General features: G+C 73.6%; 8 protein-coding genes. 2 read left to right on the top strand and 6 right to left on the bottom strand.

Annotated features, from left to right (window positions below; all coding sequences use genetic code 11):
- Window positions 1-38: 38 nt before the first annotated feature.
- The 3 genes from L3Q65_RS09350 to L3Q65_RS47580 form a co-directional block, all read right to left on the bottom strand.
- A complete protein-coding gene (locus L3Q65_RS09350) occupies window positions 39-11,537 on the bottom strand; it encodes a non-ribosomal peptide synthetase/type I polyketide synthase (RefSeq protein WP_237599353.1) in 11,499 nt (3,832 codons plus the stop codon).
- Window positions 11,538-11,554: 17 nt separating this feature from the next.
- The gene (locus L3Q65_RS09345) at window positions 11,555-12,796 is read right to left on the bottom strand and encodes an aminotransferase class V-fold PLP-dependent enzyme (RefSeq protein ID WP_237599352.1); all 1,242 of its coding nucleotides are present in this window, start codon (window positions 12,794-12,796) and stop codon (window positions 11,555-11,557) included.
- Between the two features lie 234 nt (window positions 12,797-13,030).
- Window positions 13,031-13,513: a transposase gene (locus tag L3Q65_RS47580; RefSeq protein WP_182895156.1), complete on the bottom strand. Its 483-nt coding sequence runs from the start codon at window positions 13,511-13,513 to the stop codon at window positions 13,031-13,033.
- A gap of 150 nt (window positions 13,514-13,663) precedes the next feature.
- Here L3Q65_RS47580 and L3Q65_RS09335 point away from each other — a divergent pair, with 150 nt between their 5' ends.
- Window positions 13,664-14,905, top strand: a complete 1,242-nt coding sequence (locus L3Q65_RS09335; RefSeq protein WP_182895155.1) for an acetyl-CoA carboxylase biotin carboxylase subunit family protein — start codon at window positions 13,664-13,666, stop codon at window positions 14,903-14,905.
- Window positions 14,902-16,584 carry a non-ribosomal peptide synthetase gene (locus L3Q65_RS09330; RefSeq protein ID WP_237599351.1) on the top strand — a complete coding sequence of 561 codons (1,683 nt, stop codon included), beginning with the start codon at window positions 14,902-14,904 and terminating at the stop codon, window positions 16,582-16,584. The genes L3Q65_RS09335 and L3Q65_RS09330 overlap by 4 nt, the downstream gene beginning before the upstream one ends.
- Before the next feature lie 13 nt (window positions 16,585-16,597).
- On the opposite strand, the gene L3Q65_RS09325 is transcribed toward L3Q65_RS09330, so the two are convergent.
- From L3Q65_RS09325 to L3Q65_RS09315, 3 genes are all read right to left on the bottom strand, one after another.
- A complete protein-coding gene (locus L3Q65_RS09325) occupies window positions 16,598-17,362 on the bottom strand; it encodes a thioesterase II family protein (RefSeq protein ID WP_182895153.1) in 765 nt (254 codons plus the stop codon).
- A gap of 24 nt (window positions 17,363-17,386) precedes the next feature.
- Window positions 17,387-18,685 carry an acyltransferase domain-containing protein gene (locus L3Q65_RS09320; RefSeq protein WP_182895152.1) on the bottom strand — a complete coding sequence of 433 codons (1,299 nt, stop codon included), beginning with the start codon at window positions 18,683-18,685 and terminating at the stop codon, window positions 17,387-17,389.
- Window positions 18,686-18,779: 94 nt separating this feature from the next.
- A complete protein-coding gene (locus L3Q65_RS09315) occupies window positions 18,780-19,799 on the bottom strand; it encodes a streptomycin biosynthesis protein (RefSeq protein ID WP_182895151.1) in 1,020 nt (339 codons plus the stop codon).
- Window positions 19,800-20,286 lie beyond the last annotated feature (487 nt).

Here is a 20,286-nt window from a genome sequence, read left to right as displayed (position 1 = left end):
AAACCTCACCTGACCGTCTCGGAAGTCGTTCGTCTCGTTCACCGCGCGCCCCTGGCCCCGAGGCGTTTCTGCCGCAGTTCGGCGGCGGCCCGCCGCCTGCCCGCCCTCGGCGCGACGGGTTCGCCGCCGTCCGCGCCGCCGAGATGCGCGGCGAGCGCGCGCACTGTCGGATGGCTGAAGAGGTCCACGATCCGCAGCGGCCTGCCGAGCGCCCGCTGGAGCCGGGCGTGCACCCGCAGCAGCAGCAAGGAATGGCCGCCCAGGTCGAAGAAGTTGTCCGTGACCCCGGGCACCGGACGGCCCAGCGTCTCCGCCCACACCGCCGCGATGGCCTTCTCCAGTTCCGTCGCGGGCACCGCCGAGGCCGAGGTTCCGGCGGCGTCGGCCGGAGCGGGCAGGGCACGGCGGTCCAGCTTCCCGTTCGCGGTGACCGGCAGCGTGTCCAGCACGGTCCAGGTCGCCGGGATCATGTAGCCCGGAAGCACTGCCCTCGCCCGCGCCCGGACGTCCTCTGTGGACAGTCCGGAGCCGGACGGCACCAGGTAGGCGTCGAGCAGCACGTCGCCTTCGCCGCGACCGCCGTCGCGGGCCCGGACCACCGCCTCCCGCACGCCCTCGTGCCGCGCCAGCACAGCCTCGATCTCGCCCAGTTCCACGCGCTGGCCCCGGATCTTGAGCTGGCCGTCGTCGCGGCCGAGGTAGTCGAGCGCGCCGTCCGCGCGCCACCGGCAGCGGTCCCCGGTGCGGTACATCCGGGAACCGGCCGGCCCCCAGGGATCCGGCACGAACCGCTCGGCGGTCAGCCCCGGGCGGCCGGCGTACCCGCGGGCCACCTGCACCCCGCCGATGCACAATTCGCCCGCCACCCCCGGCGGGGCCAGCCCGCCCGCCGCGTCGACCACGTGCAGCCGGGTGTTCGGCACGGTCCGGCCGATCGGCACCGACGGCCCGGAATCCTCCGCGCACGCCCAGCGCGTCACGTCGATCGAAGCCTCGGTCGGGCCGTACAGGTTGTGCAGCCGCGCCCCCGGCAGCACAGCGGCCACCCGGTCCCGCAGCGCACCCGGCAGAACCTCGCCGCTGCACACGATGTCGCGCACGGTCGTGCATTCCGGCGCTTCGGGGTCTTCGGCGAACACGCTCAGCATCGACGGCACGAAGTGCAGCACCGAGACTCCCGCCGCGCGGACGACCTTCACCAGCTGACCGGGATCGCGGTGGGCACCAGGCGGCAGCACCTCCAGCCGCGCACCGGCGACCAGTGGCCAGAAGAACTCCCACACCGACACGTCGAATCCGGCGGGCGTCTTCTGCGCCACGACATCGGAGCCGGTCAGCGCGAATTCGTCCTGCATCCACCGCAGCCGGTTCACCGCGCCGCCGTGCTCGACCACCACGCCCTTCGGCCTGCCCGTGGACCCCGAGGTGAACAGCACATACATCGGCGTGCGGGCGGAGATCTCCGGTTTCAGGTCGTGCGAAGGCGATTCGGCGAGCCGCGCCGCGGTGGCGTCGTCGTCGAGGACCAGCCAGTTCGACTCCGGCAGGACCGGCAGGGCGCCGGCGACCGTGACGCCCAGCCGCACGCCGGCGTCGCCGATCATCATCGCCGTCCGCTCGGCGGGCAGTTCCGGGTCGACCGGCAGGAACGCGGCCCCGGTCTTGACGACAGCCAGCAGCGAGACCACCAGCTCGGCCGAGCGCGGCACCGCGACGGCGACCACCTCGTCCGGCCCGGCGCCCAGCGCGGCCAGTTCCCTGGCCAGCCGGTTCGCCTGCTCGCCCAGTTCGCGGTGGGTGAACTGCCGGTCCCCTTCGGACAGCACCACGGTGTCCGGCTGCGCTGCCGCCGTGTGCTCGACCCACTCCAGCACCGTGTCCCAGCCCGGTTCGCCGACGGCGCCGGCGCTGACCCGCTTCAGCCAGGCCTCCGCTTCGCCGTGCACCGACGGCACCGCCGACAGCGGGCCGCCGGACACCGCGGCGACCGCGAACCGGGCGAACTCTGCGGCGAAATGCTCGCCCCACAACAGCTCCGGCGCGCACTGGAAGAGCAGCTCGACGTGGTCCTCGTACTCGCGCAGGGTCAGATGCGCCTCGTCGAAGGGCACGTCCTCGTAGGTGGCGTACCCGATGTCCCCGCCGACCTTCGCGACCAGGTTCGCGGGCAGGAAGTTGAAGACGAACCGGAGGTTGTCCTCGGGCAGGATCCGGCGCTGCTGGAACGCGGACACTGCCTCGTGTCCGCGGGCGTCCCGCCGCCGCTGCCGGAAGCGCGCGGCGTACTCGGCCGCCGATTCCGCCGGCCCCGGCCGCGGCACGTGCACCGGCAGGACGTGCAGATAGCAGCCGAGGGAACCGGCCTGCTCCGGCGGACGGCCGCCGGCGAGCGTGTAGACGAAGTAGTCGTCGTCCCCCGCCGAATGCCGTCCGGCGAAGACGGCGAACAACGCGAGCAGGAAACCGGGCAGCCGCTGCCCGTTGGCCTCGCACCAGCCGCGAAGGGCGGCCAGGTCCTCGCCTTCCAGCGAAGCCATCGGCCGCAGCACCGCCCGGCCGTCGCCCTCGGGCACCGGCGGGATCTCCAGCGCCGCCGAACCGGCGGCCAGGCCGCGCCAGTAGTCCAGCGTTTCCGGGCGGTCGAACCGCGCGGCGATCTCGGGCACACGGTCGAGGAACGACTCCGCGCCGTCCCGTTCCGCCGCGACGCCGCGGTAGGCGTCGACCAGCCGCCGGAACATCAGCGGCACCGACGGCCCGTCGATCACCGCGTGGTGCGCGCCGACGACCGCTTGCAGATGCCCGTGCTCGTCCCGCACCAGCAGATGCCGGATCAGCGGCTCGCCCTCCGGGGCGTAGGGCCGTTGCGCGTGCTCGGGAATCGCGTCGAGCAGGCCGTACGGCTGCTCGGCCGCCTCGCGCACGTCGAGCAGCGGACAGTCCGCTTCGGACGGTGCGAGCACGGCAAGCGCCGGTTCCCCGTCGAGCAGCACTGGCGCGGAGCGCATCAGCTCCTCGGCCGCGGTGACCGACCGCACCGCGGCACGCCACCGCTCGGCGTCCCCGTCCGGTCCGAGATCCAGCGAAAAGGCCGGGATGAACGCGCCGACGTCGGGCCGGGCCGCGTGTTCGAGATACAGGTCGCGCTGCACCGGGGTGAACGCGCTGATCCGCTCGATCCCGCCCGGCGGCAGGCCGAACCGCTGCGCCACCCGGTCGGTCAACCCGGCCGGCTTTCCGTACCGGGCCGAAGGATCGGCGGCGAACCGTTCCAGCGCGTCCAGGTACTGCCCGGCGACCTCGTCGATCCAGTCGGGGCCGAAGCGGTGCCCGTCGTACTGGACCCGGATGAGGATTTCGGCGTTCTGCGGGTCCGCGACGAAGTAGACCGCGTACGGGAATTCCGTCTCCTCGAACAGGGTCGAGTCGAGCACGTGCACGTCTTCGTTGTCCGCCAAGGATTCGTAGGCGAGATAGCGGACGAAGTTCGCCCCCGTCTCCACGACCAGGCCCGGCCCGGCGAGCTGGTGCACCTCGGCGTACGGGAAGTGCCGGTAGGGCATCAGCTCGCATTCGGCGTCGAACACCGTGCGCGCGAGATCGGTCCAGCTGCCGTCGGCGAGCGTGGTGCGCACGAGCGCGCCGTTGACGAACAGCCCGCATTCCTCGGCGACGCCCGGCTGCGGCGGCCGTCCGTTCGCGGCGAGCGCGGTGTAGACCTCGGCGTGCCCGGTCACCTGCCCGAGCACCCACAGGTGCGCGGCGAGGCAGGCGTACTTGACCGTGAGCCCTTCGGCGCGCATGGCCTCCCGCAGCCGGTCGGCGACCCCGCCGTCGAGCACGTACTGCCGTGCCGCGCCCCGCGGCCCGGCGACCGTGCCCGCGGTCTCCGGCAGCCGCAGCGACGGCAGCGCGCTGGTCTTGCGGTACCAGTAATCCCGCTGCTGCGGGTCGCGCGCGGCGCGGCGCTCCAGCGCGACGAACTCCCGGTAGGCGCCGGCGTCCCGCTCGTCCAGCCCGCCGGGCTCGCCTCGCAGCCGGCGCCGGTAGTCGCTCAGCCAGTGGCCGAACAGCGTCGAGATGCTCCAGCCGTCGAGGATCGAATGGTGGAAGCTGACCACGACCGTGAAGCGGTCCGCCGCCCGGCGGAACACCCTGATCCGGGCCAGCGGCGCGCGAGTCCAGTCGAAGCCGCGGGTCTTTTCCTCCTCCAGCCACGCCTCGATCCGCGATTCCTGCTCGGCGGCGGCGAGTTCGCGCAGATCGCCGAACTCGAGCGGCAGTTCGGCCCTGTCCCAGACCAGTTGCATCGGCTCGCTGTACGCGACGAGGTCGAACGAGGTGCGCAGCGCCGGATGCCTGCGGACCACCGCGGCCAGCGAGCCGCGCAGTGCCTGCTCGTCGTAGGGCGCGCGGACGTGGTAGCCGATCAGATCGTGGTAGATCGGCGTGTTCGGGTCGATCGTGCTGTGGTAGAGCGTCCCCGCCTGCGCCGCGGCCATCGGGTAGGCGTCGGCGAGGCCGTCCGGCAGCAGCGCACGGTCGGTTCCGGACACCAGGTCGAACGGCGCGGTCGGCTCCGGGACCTGGCCGCCGTGTTCGAGCGCGGCGGCCAGCTCGGCGACGGTCTGGCAGCGGAACAGGTCCTGCAGTTCGAGGGCGAATCCCCGCTCCCGCAGCAGGCCCAGCACGCGCAGGCTCCGCAGCGAATCGCCGCCGAGCGCGAAGAAGTTGTCCTCCGGGCCGGCCTCGCCCGCCCCGAGCACCTTCGCCCAGATCCCGCTGACCACCTCTTCGGCGGCGGTCCGCGCGGCGCCGCGCGGACCGTCGCTCCGAGCGGACACCGAGGGCAGTGCGCCGCGGTCGAACTTGCCGTTCGGCGTGCGGGGCAGCGCGGCGAGGCGGCGCAGGTGCGCGGGCACCATGTACTCGGGCAGGATCTCGCGCAAGGCGGCGCGGATCGCGTCCTCGCCGGGATCTTCCCCGTCCGGCACGTAGAAACCGGCCAGCTGGGTGCCGCCGCGTTCGGTCGTTGTCGTGACCGCGGCTTCGAGCACCCCGGCCCGGCCGCGCAGGGCGGCTTCGACCTCGCCGAGCTCGATCCGGAACCCGCGGACCTTGACCTGGTGGTCGGCGCGGCCGAGAAATTCCAGCGTGCCGTCCGGCCGCCAGCGCGCCAGGTCGCGGGTGCGGAACATGCGCGATCCCGGCGTGCCGGAGGGGTCCGGCAGGAACCGCTCGGCGGTCAGCGCGGGCCGGTCGTGGTAGCCGCGCGCGACGCCCGGTCCCGCCACGTACAGCTCTCCCGGCACGCCGAGCGGCACTGGCTCCAGCCGCTCGTCCAGCACGAAGACGCGAACACCCGGCACCGGAGCGCCGATGGTCGCGTTGCCGTCCGCCGGTCCGCCCGGCAGGTCCGCGAAGGTCGAGTAGACGCTGGCTTCGGTCAGCCCGTACAGGTTGAGCACCCGGCGCACGCCCGGCAGCCGGTGCAGGTCGGCGGCCACGGCGTTCGGCAGGGCTTCCCCAGCCATGCTGACCGCCTCGACCCCGCGCGGGATCCCGCCGGTCCTGGCCAGTTCCGCGGCGGCCGACGGCACGGTGTTGACGATCCGGACCGCCGCCGCCACTTGCTCGGGCAGCCGCGGCAGCGCGAGCACGTTCTCCGCCAGCACCACGCAGCCGCCGTGGCTCAGCGGGAGGAACAGCTCCCACACCGACGAGTCGAAGCAGACCGAGGACGAGGCCAGCATGCCGGCGAGCAGCTCGTCGGAGAACAGGCCGCGGCCCCAGTCCAGCAGCACCCGCAGGCCGCCGTGCTCGGTGATCGCGCCCTTCGGCCGTCCGGTCGAGCCGGAGGTGTAGAGCAGGTAGGCCGCCGAACGGCAGGTCAGCCGCCGCTGCGGCGGAGTCGCCGCGTGCCCGGCGATCCCGGCGGCTTCGGCGGGATCGTCGAGGCGGAGCACATACGCGGGAGAACCGGCCAGCGCCGCCGCGTCCGCCTCGGTCGCGACCACGACGGAGGCGCCGGAGTCGGCGAGCATGAAGGCCAGCCGCTCGGCCGGGTAGGCCGGGTCCAGCGGCACGTAGGCGGATCCGGCCTTGAGCACCGCGAGCAGGGTCGCCACCAGGCGCTCGTCGCGCGGCAGGCAGACCGCGACCGGCGCTTCCGGCCCGGCGCCGAGTTCGGCCAGCCGCCGGGCGAGCCGGTTGGCCGATTCGTCCAGCGCGCCGTAGGAAAGCGTGGTGTCCGCGGTGCGCACGGCGGGCCGTGCGGGGTTCGCCGCGGCCTCGCGTTCGAAGAGGTCGACGAGGGTTTCTCCGGCGGGCTCGGGGTCCGGGTTCCCGGCCCAGCGCGAGAGCAGGGCCCGCTCGCCCGCCTGGATCAGCGGCAGGCGGCCGACCGGGGTGTCCGGCGCTTCGACGGCGGCGGCGAGCAAGGTGGTGAAGTGCCCGGCCATCCGCTCGACGGTTCCGGGGTCGAACAGGTCGGCGTTGTACTCGACGAGACCGTGGAAGGCGCCGCGGTCCTCGCCCGGGAAGACGATGAACAGCAGGTCGAACTTGGCGGTGCGGTTGTCCAGCGCGCGGACGTCCACCTCCAGCCCGCTCGCCCCGATCTCGCCCACCGGCGCGGATTCGAGCACCAGCATCACCTGGAACAGCGGGTTGCTGCTGAGGTCGCGGCCGGGCGCGATCTCGTCGACCAGCCGTTCGAAGGGCACGTCCTGGTGCTGGTAGGCGCCGAGGCAGGTGTCGCGCACCCTGGCCAGCAGCTCGCGGAAGCTCAGCTCGCCGCCGACCTCGGTGCGCAGCACCAGCGTGTTGGCGAACAGGCCGATCACCGGTTCGAGCTCGGCCTTGGTGCGGTTGGCGTTGAACGTGCCGACGAGCAGGTCCTCGCGCCCGGTGTAGCGGTGCAGCACGGCTTTCAGCGCGGCCAGCAGCACCATGAACGGCGCCGCGCCGGTCTCCCGGCCGAGTTCCTTGAGCCGGTCGGCGGCGGCCGGGCTCAGCGAGAACTCCTGCCAGCCGCCGCGGCGGCTCTGCACCGCGGGACGCGGCCGGTCGGCGGGCAGTTCGAGCAGCGGCGCGGCCCCGGCCAGCCGTTGCTTCCAGTAGGCGATCTGGTCGTCCAGGTACCGGCCCTCGTGCACGGCGGCCTGCCAGCGCGCGTAGTCGCGGTACTGCACGGCCAGCTCGGGCAGCTCCGGCGCGCGACCGGCGGCGAAGGACTCGTACAGCCGGAAGATCTCGTGGAAGAGCAGGCCGCTGGACCAGTAGTCGGAGACGATGTGGTGGGTCGAGACCAGCAGCACGTGCCGCGTCGGCGACAGGCGCAGCAGCCGCGTCCGCAGGAAGTCCCCGGCGCGCAGGTCGAACGGCTCGCGGCAGAATCCGGCGGCGATCCGCGCGGCCTCGGCTTCCGGATCGTCCGCACCGGACAGATCCAGCTCCGGCAGCGGCTGCTCGCGCGGCGGGCCGACCACCTGCACCGGGCGGCCGTCGGCGAGCGGCATCGCGGTGCGCAGCGTTTCGTGGCGGCGGACCAGTTCGGCCAAGGCCGCGCGCAGGGCGCCGGTGTCGAGTTCGCCGGTCAGCCAGACGTCGTTGGCCATCACGTAGAACGCGCTGCCGGGATCGAGTTCCTGAAGGAACCACAGGCTTTCCTGGGTCGACGACGCCGGGGCGGGGCCGTCGGCGGGCGTCGGGCGCAGTTCCGGGAGGGCCTGCGCGGCCGGTGCCGCGCGCAGCCCGTCGAGCGCCGCGGCGATGCCCGCCACGGTCGGTTCGGCGAGCAGGTCCCGCACCGAAAGCTCGACGCCGAAGCGGCCGGCGAGCTGGGCGGCCAGCTGGGTGGCGAGCAGCGAATGCCCGCCGAGGGCGAAGAAGTCCTTGCGCAGCCCGACATCCGGCACGCCGAGCAGGTTCGCCATCACCCCGGCGACCTGCTCCTCGACAGCGGTCCGCGGCGGCGTTTCCACCGGGGTTTCCTCGGTGTCCCCCGTGTCGACCCACGCCGAGGCGGGGGCAGCCGCGCTCAGCGTCGTCGCACGGGTGGCGGCCAGTGCCGCGGCCCATTCGCCAGGCCGCGGCTCGCCGTCCCACTCCAGCACGACCCAGTCCACGTCGGCTTCTGCGGCGAACATGCCGAGGCGGCGCGCGAAAACCCGCTCCTGGCCGGTGGTGCACGGCAGCACCAGCAGCACGGTTTCCGCGTTCAGCCGGACGGCGGTCTCGAGCAGTTCGCGCCCGATCCGCTCGACGTCCCCGGCCGGGCCGCCTTCGAACAGCACACCGTCCGCGGCACCCAGTTCAGCGGCGGGACGAACCGCGACATCAGCAAGTGCATCGGCGAGCGGCCCGCGCGCGCCAGCCACCGCGAAGGTGCTCCCCGCACGCAGCCAGCCCTGCCCGCCACTGTCCACCGGCCGAAGCCCCGGCACGTAACGCCGCTCTCCGCGATACGCCACGACCTCCGGCCCTTCGACCGACGAAGCGTCGGCGAGCACCGAGCGCATTACCGCGGCCCTCCGGCGGCCACCGGCCGGGAGCCGGTCCACGTCCACCACCCGGTGCGCTCCGACGGCAGCCACCGTGACCGCGAACTCCTTCGCGCGATCGGCGCTTTCCACCGCCAGCCCGCCCTGGGCGAGCACGGTGATGCCGGTGAGCAGCCCGGCGGAGACCAAGTGTTCGAAGCGGTCCGGTTCCTGAGAGGTCACCAGCCGCAGCGGGCCGTGCTCGCGTGCGGCGGCCTCGACGTCGTCCGGATTCATTGCTGCTGCGGCGTTTCCGAGTTCGGCGGCCAGCGGGTGGTCCGGTTCGGCGAGCAGCAGGAACGGTCCGCCTTCAGCGGGCGAGGCACCCGATTCCCAGGTCCGGATCCGCGGGCCCGCTGCCCGCGCGCCGTCGTCGGCGGGAGGGTCGATCCAGTACCGCCGCCGTTCGAACGGATAGGCGGGCAGTTCGACGCGGGACCGGCGTTCCGCCCCGCGAAGCCCCGCCCAGTCGACCGGCACTCCCCCGGCCCACACCGCACCGGTGGCCGCGGCCAGCTGGGCGCCCTCGGTGGCCGGATCGGCGGCGGGCAGCGTGGGGACGACGCCTTCGGCTCCGGTCTGCGCGGCGGCCAGCGAGCTGAGCGTCCGCCGCGGCCCGGCTTCGAGCAGCACGCCGCCGACCTCCTCGCGCAGCGTGCGGACGCCTTCGGCGAACCGGACCGTGCCCCGCAGGTGCCGGACCCAGTGCGCGGGATCGGTCGCCTCCTCCGGCCGGACCCAGGTGCCGGTCACGTTGGTGACGTATGGAATCCGCGGCGCGTGCAGCACGACGCCGTCGAAGGCGGCGCGGAACTCGCCGAGCACCGGGTCCACCAGCGAGGAGTGGAACCCGTGCGCCGTGCGCAGGAACCGGGTGCGCACCCCGCGCTCGGCCAGCCGGTCCCGCAGGGCCTCGACGGCCGCCACCGGACCGGACGCGACCGAATCGGCCGGGCCGTTGTCCGCCGCCAGCGCTACCTCGCCGTCGAGCAGGGCGGCCAGTTCGACCGCGGGAAGCCGGGTCGCGAGCATCGCCCCGCCGGGCATCCGCTGCACCAGCTCGCCGCGCCGGACCACCAGCCGCACCGCGTCTTCGAGGCTGAACACCCCGGCCAGATGAGCCGCGACGAACTCGCCGATGCTGTGCCCGAGCATCGCGGCGGGCCGCACTCCCCGCGACTCCCACAACCGCGCCACCGCGTACTGCACGGCGAACAACGCGGGCTGGGTGAATTCCGTGCGCGCCAAGCGTTCCGCCGCTTCGTCACCCGTGGTGAACAGCAGCGCGCGCAGGTCGAAGTCCAGCAGGCTCGCGCAGTCGTCCAGCGCCTCGCGGAACGCGGGCTCCTCGGCGTGCAGTCCGCTGCCCATGCCGGCGTATTGGCTGCCCTGTCCGGGAAACAGCAGAGCCACCGGGGCGGTGCCTTCACCGGCTTCGGCGGTGGCGCCCGCCTCGGGATCCCGCAGCGCACGCACCGCCTCCTCGACGTCGTGCGCGCTGAAGGCCCGGCGGTGCGCCATCGCCGTGCGGCCGGTCTGCAGCGTGTGCGCGACGTCGGCCAGATTCGTCCCCTCGCGGGCCGCCAAGTGGTCGGCGAGCCGCTCGGCGGACCGCTGCAACGCGGCGGCCGACCGCGCCGAAACCACGATCGTTTCGGCCGCGCGCACCCGCTTGTGCTCCGCCTTGGCGGGCGGCTGCTCCAGCAGCAGGTGCGCGTTCGTGCCGCCGATGCCGAACGAGCTGACCGCGGCCCGGCGCGGGCCGTCGCCGGGGAACTCGTGCAGGCCCGTGCTGACGTAGAACGGGCTGCGGGCGAAATCGATCTCCGGGTTCGGCTCGGCGAAATGCGGGCTCGGCGGGATCAGGCCCGCCTCGACCGCCAGCACCGCCTTGATCACCCCGGCCACGCCCGCCGCGGAATCGAGATGGCCGACGTTGCCCTTGAGCGAGCCCAGCGCGCAGTACCGTTCGCCCGCGGCTCCCGCCGAGCGGTAGGCCTGGGTCAGCGCGGCGACCTCGATCGGGTCGCCCAGCGGGGTCGCCGTGCCGTGCGCCTCGACCATGCCGACGGTGTCCGGATGCACCTCGGCGGCGGCCAGCGCGGCGCGGATCACCTCCGCCTGCCCGGTCACGCTCGGCGCGGTGTAGCCGATTTTCGCCGCACCGTCGTTGTTGATCGCCGAACCGCGGATCACCGCGCGGACCGGGTCGCCGTCGTCGAGCGCGTCCTGCAGCCGGCGCAGCACCACCACCCCGGCGCCGTTGCCGGGAACCGTGCCCGCCGCGAGCTTGTCGAACGGGCGGCAGTGCCCGTCCGGCGAGGCGATGCCGTTCTCCCCGCCGTGGTACCCGATCCGCTGCGGCACCCGCACCGTGGCCCCGCCGGCCAGCACCAGATCGCTCTCCCCGGCCAGCAGCGACTGGCAGGCAAGGTGGATCGCGACCAGCGAACTGGAGCACGCGGTCTGCACGGTCACCGCGGGTCCGCGGAGGCCGAGCTTGTACGCGGTGCGGCTGGCGATGAAGTCCTTGTCATTGGCCAGCAGCTTCTGCAGGTAGCCGACCACGTCGTCCAGACCGCGGTGCGGATAGACGTTGCGCAGGCCGTACTCGTTGACGCTGACCGAGGCGAACACGCCGATGGCGCCCGGTTCCTGCTCCGGGTCGTGCCCGGCCGACTGCAGCGCCTCGGCCGCGCACTCCAGGAACAGCCGCTGCTGCGGGTCGAGCAGCGCCGCTTCGCGCGGGGTGCAGCCGAAGTAGCCGGCGTCGAACCGGTCCTCGCCCTCGACCACCGCGGCCGCGCGCACGTACCCGGCCGCCGCGGCTTCCGCACTGTCCACACCGGACCCGCGAAGCTCGTCCTCGGTCAGTTCGCGGATGCCTTCGGCGCCGTCGCACAGCAGGGACCAGAACCGCGCGACGTCCGGGGCCTGGGGAAACCTGCCGCCGAGGCCGACCACGGCGATCTCCAGCCCGGTTCCTTGCTCCATCGAGTCTTCCCCTGTTCTCAGGCGTCCTTTTTGAGCAGCAGTTCGAGCGCGTCGCCGAAGCGGTCGATCTCGTCTTCGGTGTTGTAGTAATGGACCGAGGCGCGCAGCTGCGCGGTTTCCCGGCGCTGCGCGGGATCCAGCGGGGCCAGCTCGCGCTCGGACACCGACACGTTCACGCCGCCCCGGCGCAGTTCCCGGCGGATGCGGTGCGGGTCGGCCCCCGGCAGCCGGAACCGGACCAGCCCGCTCGGCGCCACGGCCGCGTTGTCCGGCAGCAGCACGCCCGGCACGTAGCCGAGCCGTTCGGTCAGCCGCGCCGACAGCAGCCGGATCCGTTCCCAGATCGCGTCGAGACCCCAGGCGAGCGCGTAGTCGATGGCGGCGCCGAGCCCGAGCCGGATCGCGAAGCTGGCCTCCCAGCTCTCGAACAGCCGCGCGTCCTGGCGCGCGCTGACCTCGCCGTTGCCCGACCAGCGCAGGCCGCGCGTGTCCAGGCAGGCTCCGCGCAGTTCGGGCATCCGCGCCGAGTTCACGTAGAGCAGCCCGGTGCCGCGCGGGCCCCGCAGGTACTTGCGGCCCGCCGCGGTCAGCAGGTCGCAGCCGATGGCCGCCACGTCCAGCCGCAGCTGCCCGGCTGTCTGGCACGCGTCGACGAGGTAGAACGCCGGTGCGTCGCGGAGCAGCCCGCCGACCTCGCGCACCGGGTTCACCGGGCCGCCGTAGACCGGAACGTGGGTCAGCGCCACCAGTTTCGTGCGCTCGTCGAGCACGCCGCGGAAGAATTCGACGTCGAACCGGCCGTGCTCGTCGTCCGGGACCACGGTGACGGTGGCCCCGGTCGCCTCGCGGACCGCTTGCAGCACCAGGTGATTGCTCACGTACTCGGCCGCGCCGACCACGATCCGGTCCCCCGCCGCCAGCGGGACCGCCTGCACCGCGGCCTGCCAGGCGCGCGAGGCGTTCTCGGTGAGCGCGACCTCCGACGGCAGGCAGCCGAGCAGGGCTCCCGCCGACTCGTAGACGCCGGACACCTCCGCCTCGGCCAGTTCGGCGGCCTCGTACCCGCCGATCCGCGCCTCCAGTTCCAGGTGCCCGACCACCCGGTCCAGCACCGGCCCCGGCATCAGCGCCGAACCCGCGTTGTTCAGATGGATCACCCCGCCGCAGCCGGCGGTCTCCGCCCGCGCCCGCGCGATGTCGAAGCGCGCCGCGCCGCCGACCGCCTCCGGATCGGCTAGCTCAATCCGACCGCCGCACACGCCAGCAACCTCCGAGATATCAGTGCCGCAAGCAGGGGAAAACCGGATCCGCAATGGCGCGCCGGAAAAGAAACGGACGCGGCCGGACCGGTCGCGGAACATATTCCGGCAATCAGTTTCCGATCGCCGGACGAGTTCGACAGTACCACCGGAAAGCGCGGGGGCAAGCAGCCTCGAACACCGGTCCGAGACAGCGTCGCCGCGATTGTCTCCCGCGCATTTCCGCAGGTCGGATCAGACCGCGACGCGGACCGGCCCGGAATCGCGCCGTCTCGGTTGGACATCCTCGCGCCGGACCTGGCCGGGCAGCCGCACCGGTGCCTCGACCCGCGTTCCCGCGGCCATCGCGGACATGCTCCGCCGGTCGGCCGCGCCGGCCCTCGCGGTCGCCGCCTCGACCAGGAAGGTGAGCCATTCGTCCAGCTCAGGGTCGATTTCCCGGGTTTGCGCGGCGAACGCGAGCCGCTCCCACACCCCGGCTTCGGTCCACCGCGCGAACCAGCGGTGCGCGGTCGGCACGGCGACCCCGAGCGACGGCGGCACCGCCCGCCACGACGTCTCTCCGCTGAGCACCAGCGCCACCGCGGCGAACACCCGGCGCGACTCGGCGCGGGCCCGGCCGCCGCCCTGCGGACGTTTCGGGGCTTTCGGCAACACAGGTTCCACCAATTCCCACAACTCGTCGGGAACCACTCTCCGCATCAACGCATCGGCCATGAAAAAGACCATCGCACCGCGCCCGCCGATCGGGCAATCGCGTTCATTGCGCAGCTATTTCCCGCGATTCGCCGTCGATGACAAGAACCCGGGGCCGCCGATAGAGTCGGGGCGCGAAAATCCCCCCGAAAAGCACTCCGGGAGCGAACTATGCCCGCACCGCCGAGGGTCGCGGTCGTCTACGACCTCGGCTCGGCCGGTCCCGCCGACGTGCTGCGCGCCGCGCGGGGCGTGTGCACCCCGGTTTTCGTCTACGACCGGGCCGACGAGCATCCGGCCGAGGTGGCCGGGCTGCTCGCGGACCTCGGCGAAACCCTCGACACCACCGGCTGGGACCTGCGGCGCACCGCCGCGGAACTGCGCCGCCGGGACACGGCCGGGATCGTCACCTTCGCCGAGTACCAGCTCCGCCGCACCGCCGGACTCGCCGAGGCGCTCGGACTTCCTTACCAGGACCGGAAAACCGCGGAGCTCCTGACCGACAAGGCCGCCCAGCGGGCCGCGTTCGCCGCGGCCGGGGTGGACGCCACCCGCATCGCCCGCGTCGACGCGCCGGACGATTTCGACGCCGCGCTCGCCGTAGTCGGCCTGCCCGCGGTGCTCAAGCCGGCGGTCGGCGGGTCCAGCCGGAACACCTCGCTCGTCACCTCGGCCGGCGAAGGCGGGGAACGGGCCCGGCGGCTGCTCGCCGGTCCCGAAGACCGGTTGGTGCTGGAGGAATTCCTCCAGGGCGAACCGCTCGGCGGGTGGGGCGACTACGTCAGCGTGGAGTCGCTGACCTCCGGCGGCGTCACGGTTCCGCTCGCGGTCACCGGGAAACTCCCGCTCGCCGCGGGCTTCCGCGAGACAGGCATGTTCGTCCCGGCGGACCTTCCCGGCGACCTGCGGGCCGAGACCGAAGACCTGACCCGGCGCGCGCTCGCCGCGCTCGGCTTCCGGCACGGCCTGACGCACACCGAGATCAAGCTGACCGCCGACGGCCCCCGGCTGATCGAGGTCAACGGACGGCTCGGCGGGCACGTGGCCGATCTGGTCCGCCGCGCCGGAGGCCCCGACCTGGTCCGGCTCGCCCTGCTGGCCGCGCTCGGCGCCGCCGGCGTCCCGGACCGGCCGCGCTGGGACCGGGTGTCCTTCCAGCATTTCGTGCTGGCGCCGGACGGAACGAGGGTGGTGCGGCGGATCAGCGGCGCGGCCGCCGTCCGCGCCCTGCCCGGCGTGAGCAAGGTCGACCTCGCCGACCTGCCCCGCGTGCTGCCCGCCGTCGCGACCGGCGCGAGCAGCCGGGTCGGCACGGTGTACGGCGCCGTGGCCGACCACGCCCAGTTGCGTTTCCTCAGCCAGCTCGTCGGCGAATCCCTTCGCCCGGCGGCCGAACCGGAGGTGGCCCGATGACCGGCAGCACCGTGCCCGAACTCGTCGACCGCCAGGCCGCGGTCACACCCGACGCGATCGCCCTGCACCACCCCGGCGGCACGCTCACCTACGCCGCGCTGAAAGCCCGCTCCGACGAGCTGGCGGCCGCGCTGGCCGCGCTGGGCGTGCGTCGCGAAACCCCGGTCGCGCTCCAGGTGCCGCGCAGTGCGGAAGCCGTGCTCCTGATGCTCGCCGTGCTGAAATGCGGCGGCTTCTACGTCCCGCTGGATCCCGGCCACCCGGACGCGCACCGCGCCCGGACGATCGCCGATTCCGGGGCCCGGCTCGTCCTCGCCGGCACCGCCGATCTCGACTCCACAGTGGACACCGCACTGCCCGAGGCTCCGCTCCCGGGCAATCCCGCGTACCTGGTCTACACCTCGGGGTCCACCGGGACGCCCAAGGGCGTGGCGGCCACCCACGAGGCGGTGGCGAACCTGGTGACCCAGCCGGGGCTCGGCATCGAGCCGGGCGACCGGGTGATGCAGTACGCGCCGCTCGCCTTCGACGCCTCCACCTTCGAGATCTGGGGCGCCCTCGCCCGCGGCGCCACGCTCGCCGTCGCACCGCCCGGCGCGCTCGGCACCAGCGACCTGCTGGAGTTCATGGAGCGAGCCGAGGTCAGCGTCGCCTGGCTCACCGCGGGGCTGTTCCACGAACTGGTGACCGCGGAGAAGCGCCTGCCGGCCGGGTTGCGCCTGCTGTTCTCCGGCGGGGACACCGTGCGCGCCGACGTCGTCCGCCAAGCCGCCGCGCTCGCGCCGGAAACGGTGCTCGTCAACGGATACGGGCCGACCGAGTGCACCACCTTCGCGACCCTCCAGCCCGGCCTCGGCGCACTGGCCGCGGACGGCCGGTCCACGATGCCGATCGGGCGGCCGCTCGCCGGGGTCGCCGCACACGTCCTGGACGACCGGCTGGCCCCGGTGCCGGACGGGGAAACCGGGCAGCTGTACGTGAGCGGCCCGAACCTGGCCCGCGGCTACCACGCCCGGCCGGGCGCGACGGCTGCCCGGTTCGTCGCGGGCCCGGACGGCACGCGCCGCTACCGCACCGGCGACCTGGTGCGGCGTCTGCCCGGCGGCGCGCTGGAGTTCCTCGGCCGGGCCGACCGGCAGGTGAAGATCCGCGGCTTCCGGGTGGAACCCGGCGAACTGGAAGCCGTCCTCGGCGAGCACCCCGACGTCCGCGCCGCCGCCGCGGTCGGCGTACCGGACGAGGCGGGCGGCTCCCGGCTGCTCGCGTACGTGGTGCCCGAGCGGGACGAGGCCGACCTCAGCGCGCTCCGGACATGGCTGGCCGAGCGGGTGCCCGCCTACCTGGTGCCGTCGTCGGTGCTGCGGCTTCCGGCGTTGCCGTTGTCCCCCAACGGAAAGGTCGACGTCGCGGCGCTGCCGGTGCCCGGCGAGCCGTCCGCCGAGACAGGCCCGGCACCGGTCACCCCGGCCGAGAAGCTGGTCGCCGAGACCTGGCAGGCGGTGCTGGGCGTGGACGCGGTCGGCATGGACGACAACTTCTTCGAACTCGGCGGCGATTCGCTGCGGATGAACCGCGTCGCCGCGGAACTGCGGCGCGCCACCGGACTCCCGATCGCACTCGCGGACCTCCTGCTGGCCGAAACCGCAGGCGAACTGGCCCGTTCACTGGAAGAACACTGACCAGCACGGCACGCTACCGCGCCACCCGCCGCTCCCCCGGAACAAGCGCACGCCGCACCTCGTCGACCACGTCGGCCAGGTGCTCCTGCAAAAAGAAATGCCCGCCCGGAAAAACCCGGTGGCTGAACCGTCCCGTCGTGTGCCGCTCCCACGCGCGCAGGTCGGCGGGCGGCACCATCCGGTCCTCCGCCCCGCCCAGCGCGACCAGGTCGTGGTCCAGCGGTTCCCCGCCCGGCCAGCTGTACTCCTCCACCACCGCCAGATCGGCGCGAACCGTGGGCAGCACCAGCTTCAGGTACTCGGGGTTCTCGAGCACCTCCGGCGACAGCCCGCCCAGTTCGTGCAGCGCGGCGACGAGTTCGGCCTCCGACAGCGCGTGCCGGTGCGGGCCGGTGCGCTCCAGGTGCGGGGCGTGGTGCCCGGACACGATCAGCACCTCCGGCCGCCGGTCCGCCGCGAGGCGCCTGCTCAGTTCGAACGCGACGAGCGCGCCCATGCTGTGCCCGAACAGCGCGTACCGGTCCGCGGTGAGCGGGCCGAGCTGCTCGGCCAGCTCCGGGACCAGGGTGTCCATCCGGGAGTGCGGGGTCTCGAACATCCGGTTCTCGCGGCCGGGCAGCTGCACCAGGGTGACTTCGACGTCGCTGCTGAAGCAGCCCGGCCAGTCCCGGTAGGCCGCCGCGCCGCCGCCCGCGTGCGGCAGGCAGATCAGCCGCAGCGCCGCGCCGGGCCTCGGCTGCGGCGTGAGCGTCCAGGGATTGCGGGTCGTTCCGGCCATGCCGTGCGCTCCTGTCCAGAGGTGTCAGTTCTCCGCCGCGGCCCGGTCGGACCGGATCGCGTCCCAGTTCACCGGGACGCCTTCCAGCCACAGCCGGGCGGCGGCGGCCAGCAGGCTGTCGGTGTGGGATTCCCAGTACGGCGACGGCGCCAGCGACGCCACCACGGGCGCGGGTTCGGCTCCGCTCGCCGCGAGAAAACGGGTGGCCATGTTCAGCGCGGTCTGTTCGGGCCCGATCTCCAGCACCGCGCCGGGCGGACGGCGCCACAGCGCGCGCAGCCCCTCGGCGAACAGCACCGGCGAGCACATGTGCCGTCCCCAGTGCTCGGGATCGGTGGCCTGGCGCGGGTTCAGCCGGGTGCCGGTCAGGCACGAGACGTACCGCAGCCGCGGCGGCTTCCTCGTCATCGACGCGGCCGCCTCGACCAGGCGCGGGCGGACCGGCTCGAGTTTCGGCGTGTGGAAGGCGTGGGTGGTGTCGAGCATCCCGCAGCGGATGCCGTCGGCGGCCAGCCGGGCGCGCAGTTCCTCGGTGTCGGCGGTGCCGCCGGCGGCGATGCTCACGTCGGGCCCGTTCGTCGCGGCGAGCCAAAGCCCTTCGCGCAGATAGGGTTCCAGCTCTTCCCTGGACAGCGAGACCGCGAGCATCCGGCCCTGCGGCAGCTCGTCGACCATCAGCGCGCGGCGCACGATCAGCCGCAGCGCGTCCTCGGCCTCCAGCACCCCGGCGACCGTGGCGGCGACGTACTCGCCGAGACTGTGCGACAGCATCGCCGCCGGTTCGACGCCCCAGTCCCGCCACACCCGCAGCAGCGCGTACTCCAGCACGAACAGCGCCGGATGCCCGATCGTGTTGCGGCGCAGCAGCTCCTCGTACTCCGCCGACCGCGGATCGCCCGCCGGGGCGAACATCGCCTGCCGGGGGTCCACGCCGAACTCGGCCACGAGGAGCTCGCCGAGCCGGTCGGCCACCGCGCGGAACCGGCCGAGCCGGTCGTACAGATCCGACCCGCGCACCACCGACAGCTTGCCGAACCCGGCGAACAGCACGGCGACCGACGGCGTCCCGGCCGCCGCCGGTTCGCTGCCGGACGGCGACCGGGTCAGCAGCCAGCGCGTGTCCCGGTCCCGGACCGTGGCCAGCGCGTGCGCGGTGTCGTAGGCGAGCACACAGCGCCGGTGGCGGTGCGCCGGATCCAGCGGCATCGCCTTGGCCACCGCGGCGAGCCCGCCCGCGGCGGTCTCCAGTTCGGCGGCCAGCGCGACGGTGCGGTCCTCGAGGTCCTCGGCAGTGGCTCCGCTCACCGGAATCAGATGCAGCATCACATTTTTCCCCTAACCCCCAGCGGTCCCGCGTCCGGCCGCCAGCGCGCCAGTGCGGTCCTCGAGAACGGAATCACCTGCGGCACCGCATTCCCTAGCCCCGGGCGGTCTCGAGCCCGGCCGCGCCGCTGTTCTCCAGCGAACCGGCCAGATCCGCCCAGGCCGCCGCGTACACCCTGGCGAATTCCGCCACCAGCGCGCGGCAGTGGCTCGGCACCGCCTGCACGAGCTGGCCCCATTCGGCGATGCCCGCGGCGTGCCGGTCCAGCCACCGCAGCAGCGCCCGGCCGGATTCGCTCAACCGCAGCGCGGGATCCCGTTTCATCTGCTCCAGCGCCCGGCGCAGCTCCGCGGCCGAGACCGCCCAGGACTGGACCCGGCGCGGCGGCGGCGAACCGCGGCGCTGCGCGGGCACCGGATCGTCCCCGGCGCTCAGCCGCCGCCGCACGTCCTGCACCGTGGCCGGGGAAACCCCGGCGCGCCGGGCCACCGAGCGCAGCGACGCGCCCGGCTCCTCGGTCAGCAGTTTCCCGGCGAGCCGGCGGCCCGCCGCGGCGTTCACCGGGCGGCCCCGGCCGTCGCGGCCCACCCGTCTGTCCAACTGATCATTCTGGCCAGTCGAACGGCCGCGCAGACCGGCCACCGTTCCCGCGGCCAATCCGACCGCCGCCGCGATCCTGCGGTCCGACCAATGTCCGTGCGAGACAAGGATCCGCTCCGCCGCCGCGCGCCGGTCGACGCGGTCCAGCGGCAGCCCGTGCACGCGGTTCAGCCACACCGACAGCACGAAAGCGTCCGCCGCGCTGCCCGCGTACAGCACCGCGGCGACGCTCGCACGGCCCCGGGCCGCCGCGGCGCGCACGCGGTGCACCCCGTCGACGACGCGCATCGACGGCACGTGCACGACGATCGGCGGCAGGTCCGCCTCGGTTTCCGCGAGCAGGCCGACGTGGGCGTCGTCCCCGCCCCCGCCGCGCACCCATCCCGACACGGAAAGCCCGGCCACCGCGACCTGTTCGACCGGGCAGCCTTCCAGTTCGGCCCGCGCCCAGTCCGCGCACGCCCCGGACTCGCCGCGCATGCCGTCCCGCGGCGGACGACCCGGCTGCACCATCAGCGCTCCCTCACGATATTCGGACAGCGGAAAAGAAGAACGAGGGATCGGACGGACCCGGGCCTGCTCCGCGATTGCGGAGGCCGGACAGCGAAACGCGCTCGGAAACGACCCCAGTTCTTCCCGGGCATTTCGGCCTTAACCAACAAGATGACCCTAGCAACGGCAAACTCTTCACCGCAACCGGCGGCAAACAACTCGTCCGTTCGGGCGGTCCGGGGCAACCAGTTGAACACCGGCACCAGCGGAAAAGGCAGCTTTGCCCTGCGCTCGCACGCCCTCCGGCGGAGCGGCAGCGGTTCGCGGCGAACGATAGCGGAGTCTGTCAAGCCCGGCGAACAGACAGCTGCCGCGTCTCGCCAGCCATTCCGGCGGCCTGCCGCCGACCATCGTTCTTATTTCCGCACGAGCCCCTTTGCGGAATTACTCTCCGCTCGGTGCGTCAATTCACCGGAAGACGCGATTTCGCTCGAAAAGAGCATTTCCC

This window comes from Amycolatopsis sp. FU40, assembly GCF_021903635.1.
Classification (GTDB): Bacteria; Actinomycetota; Actinomycetes; order Mycobacteriales; family Pseudonocardiaceae; genus Amycolatopsis; species Amycolatopsis dendrobii.
This window is presented reverse-complemented; position numbering and strand designations above follow the sequence as displayed.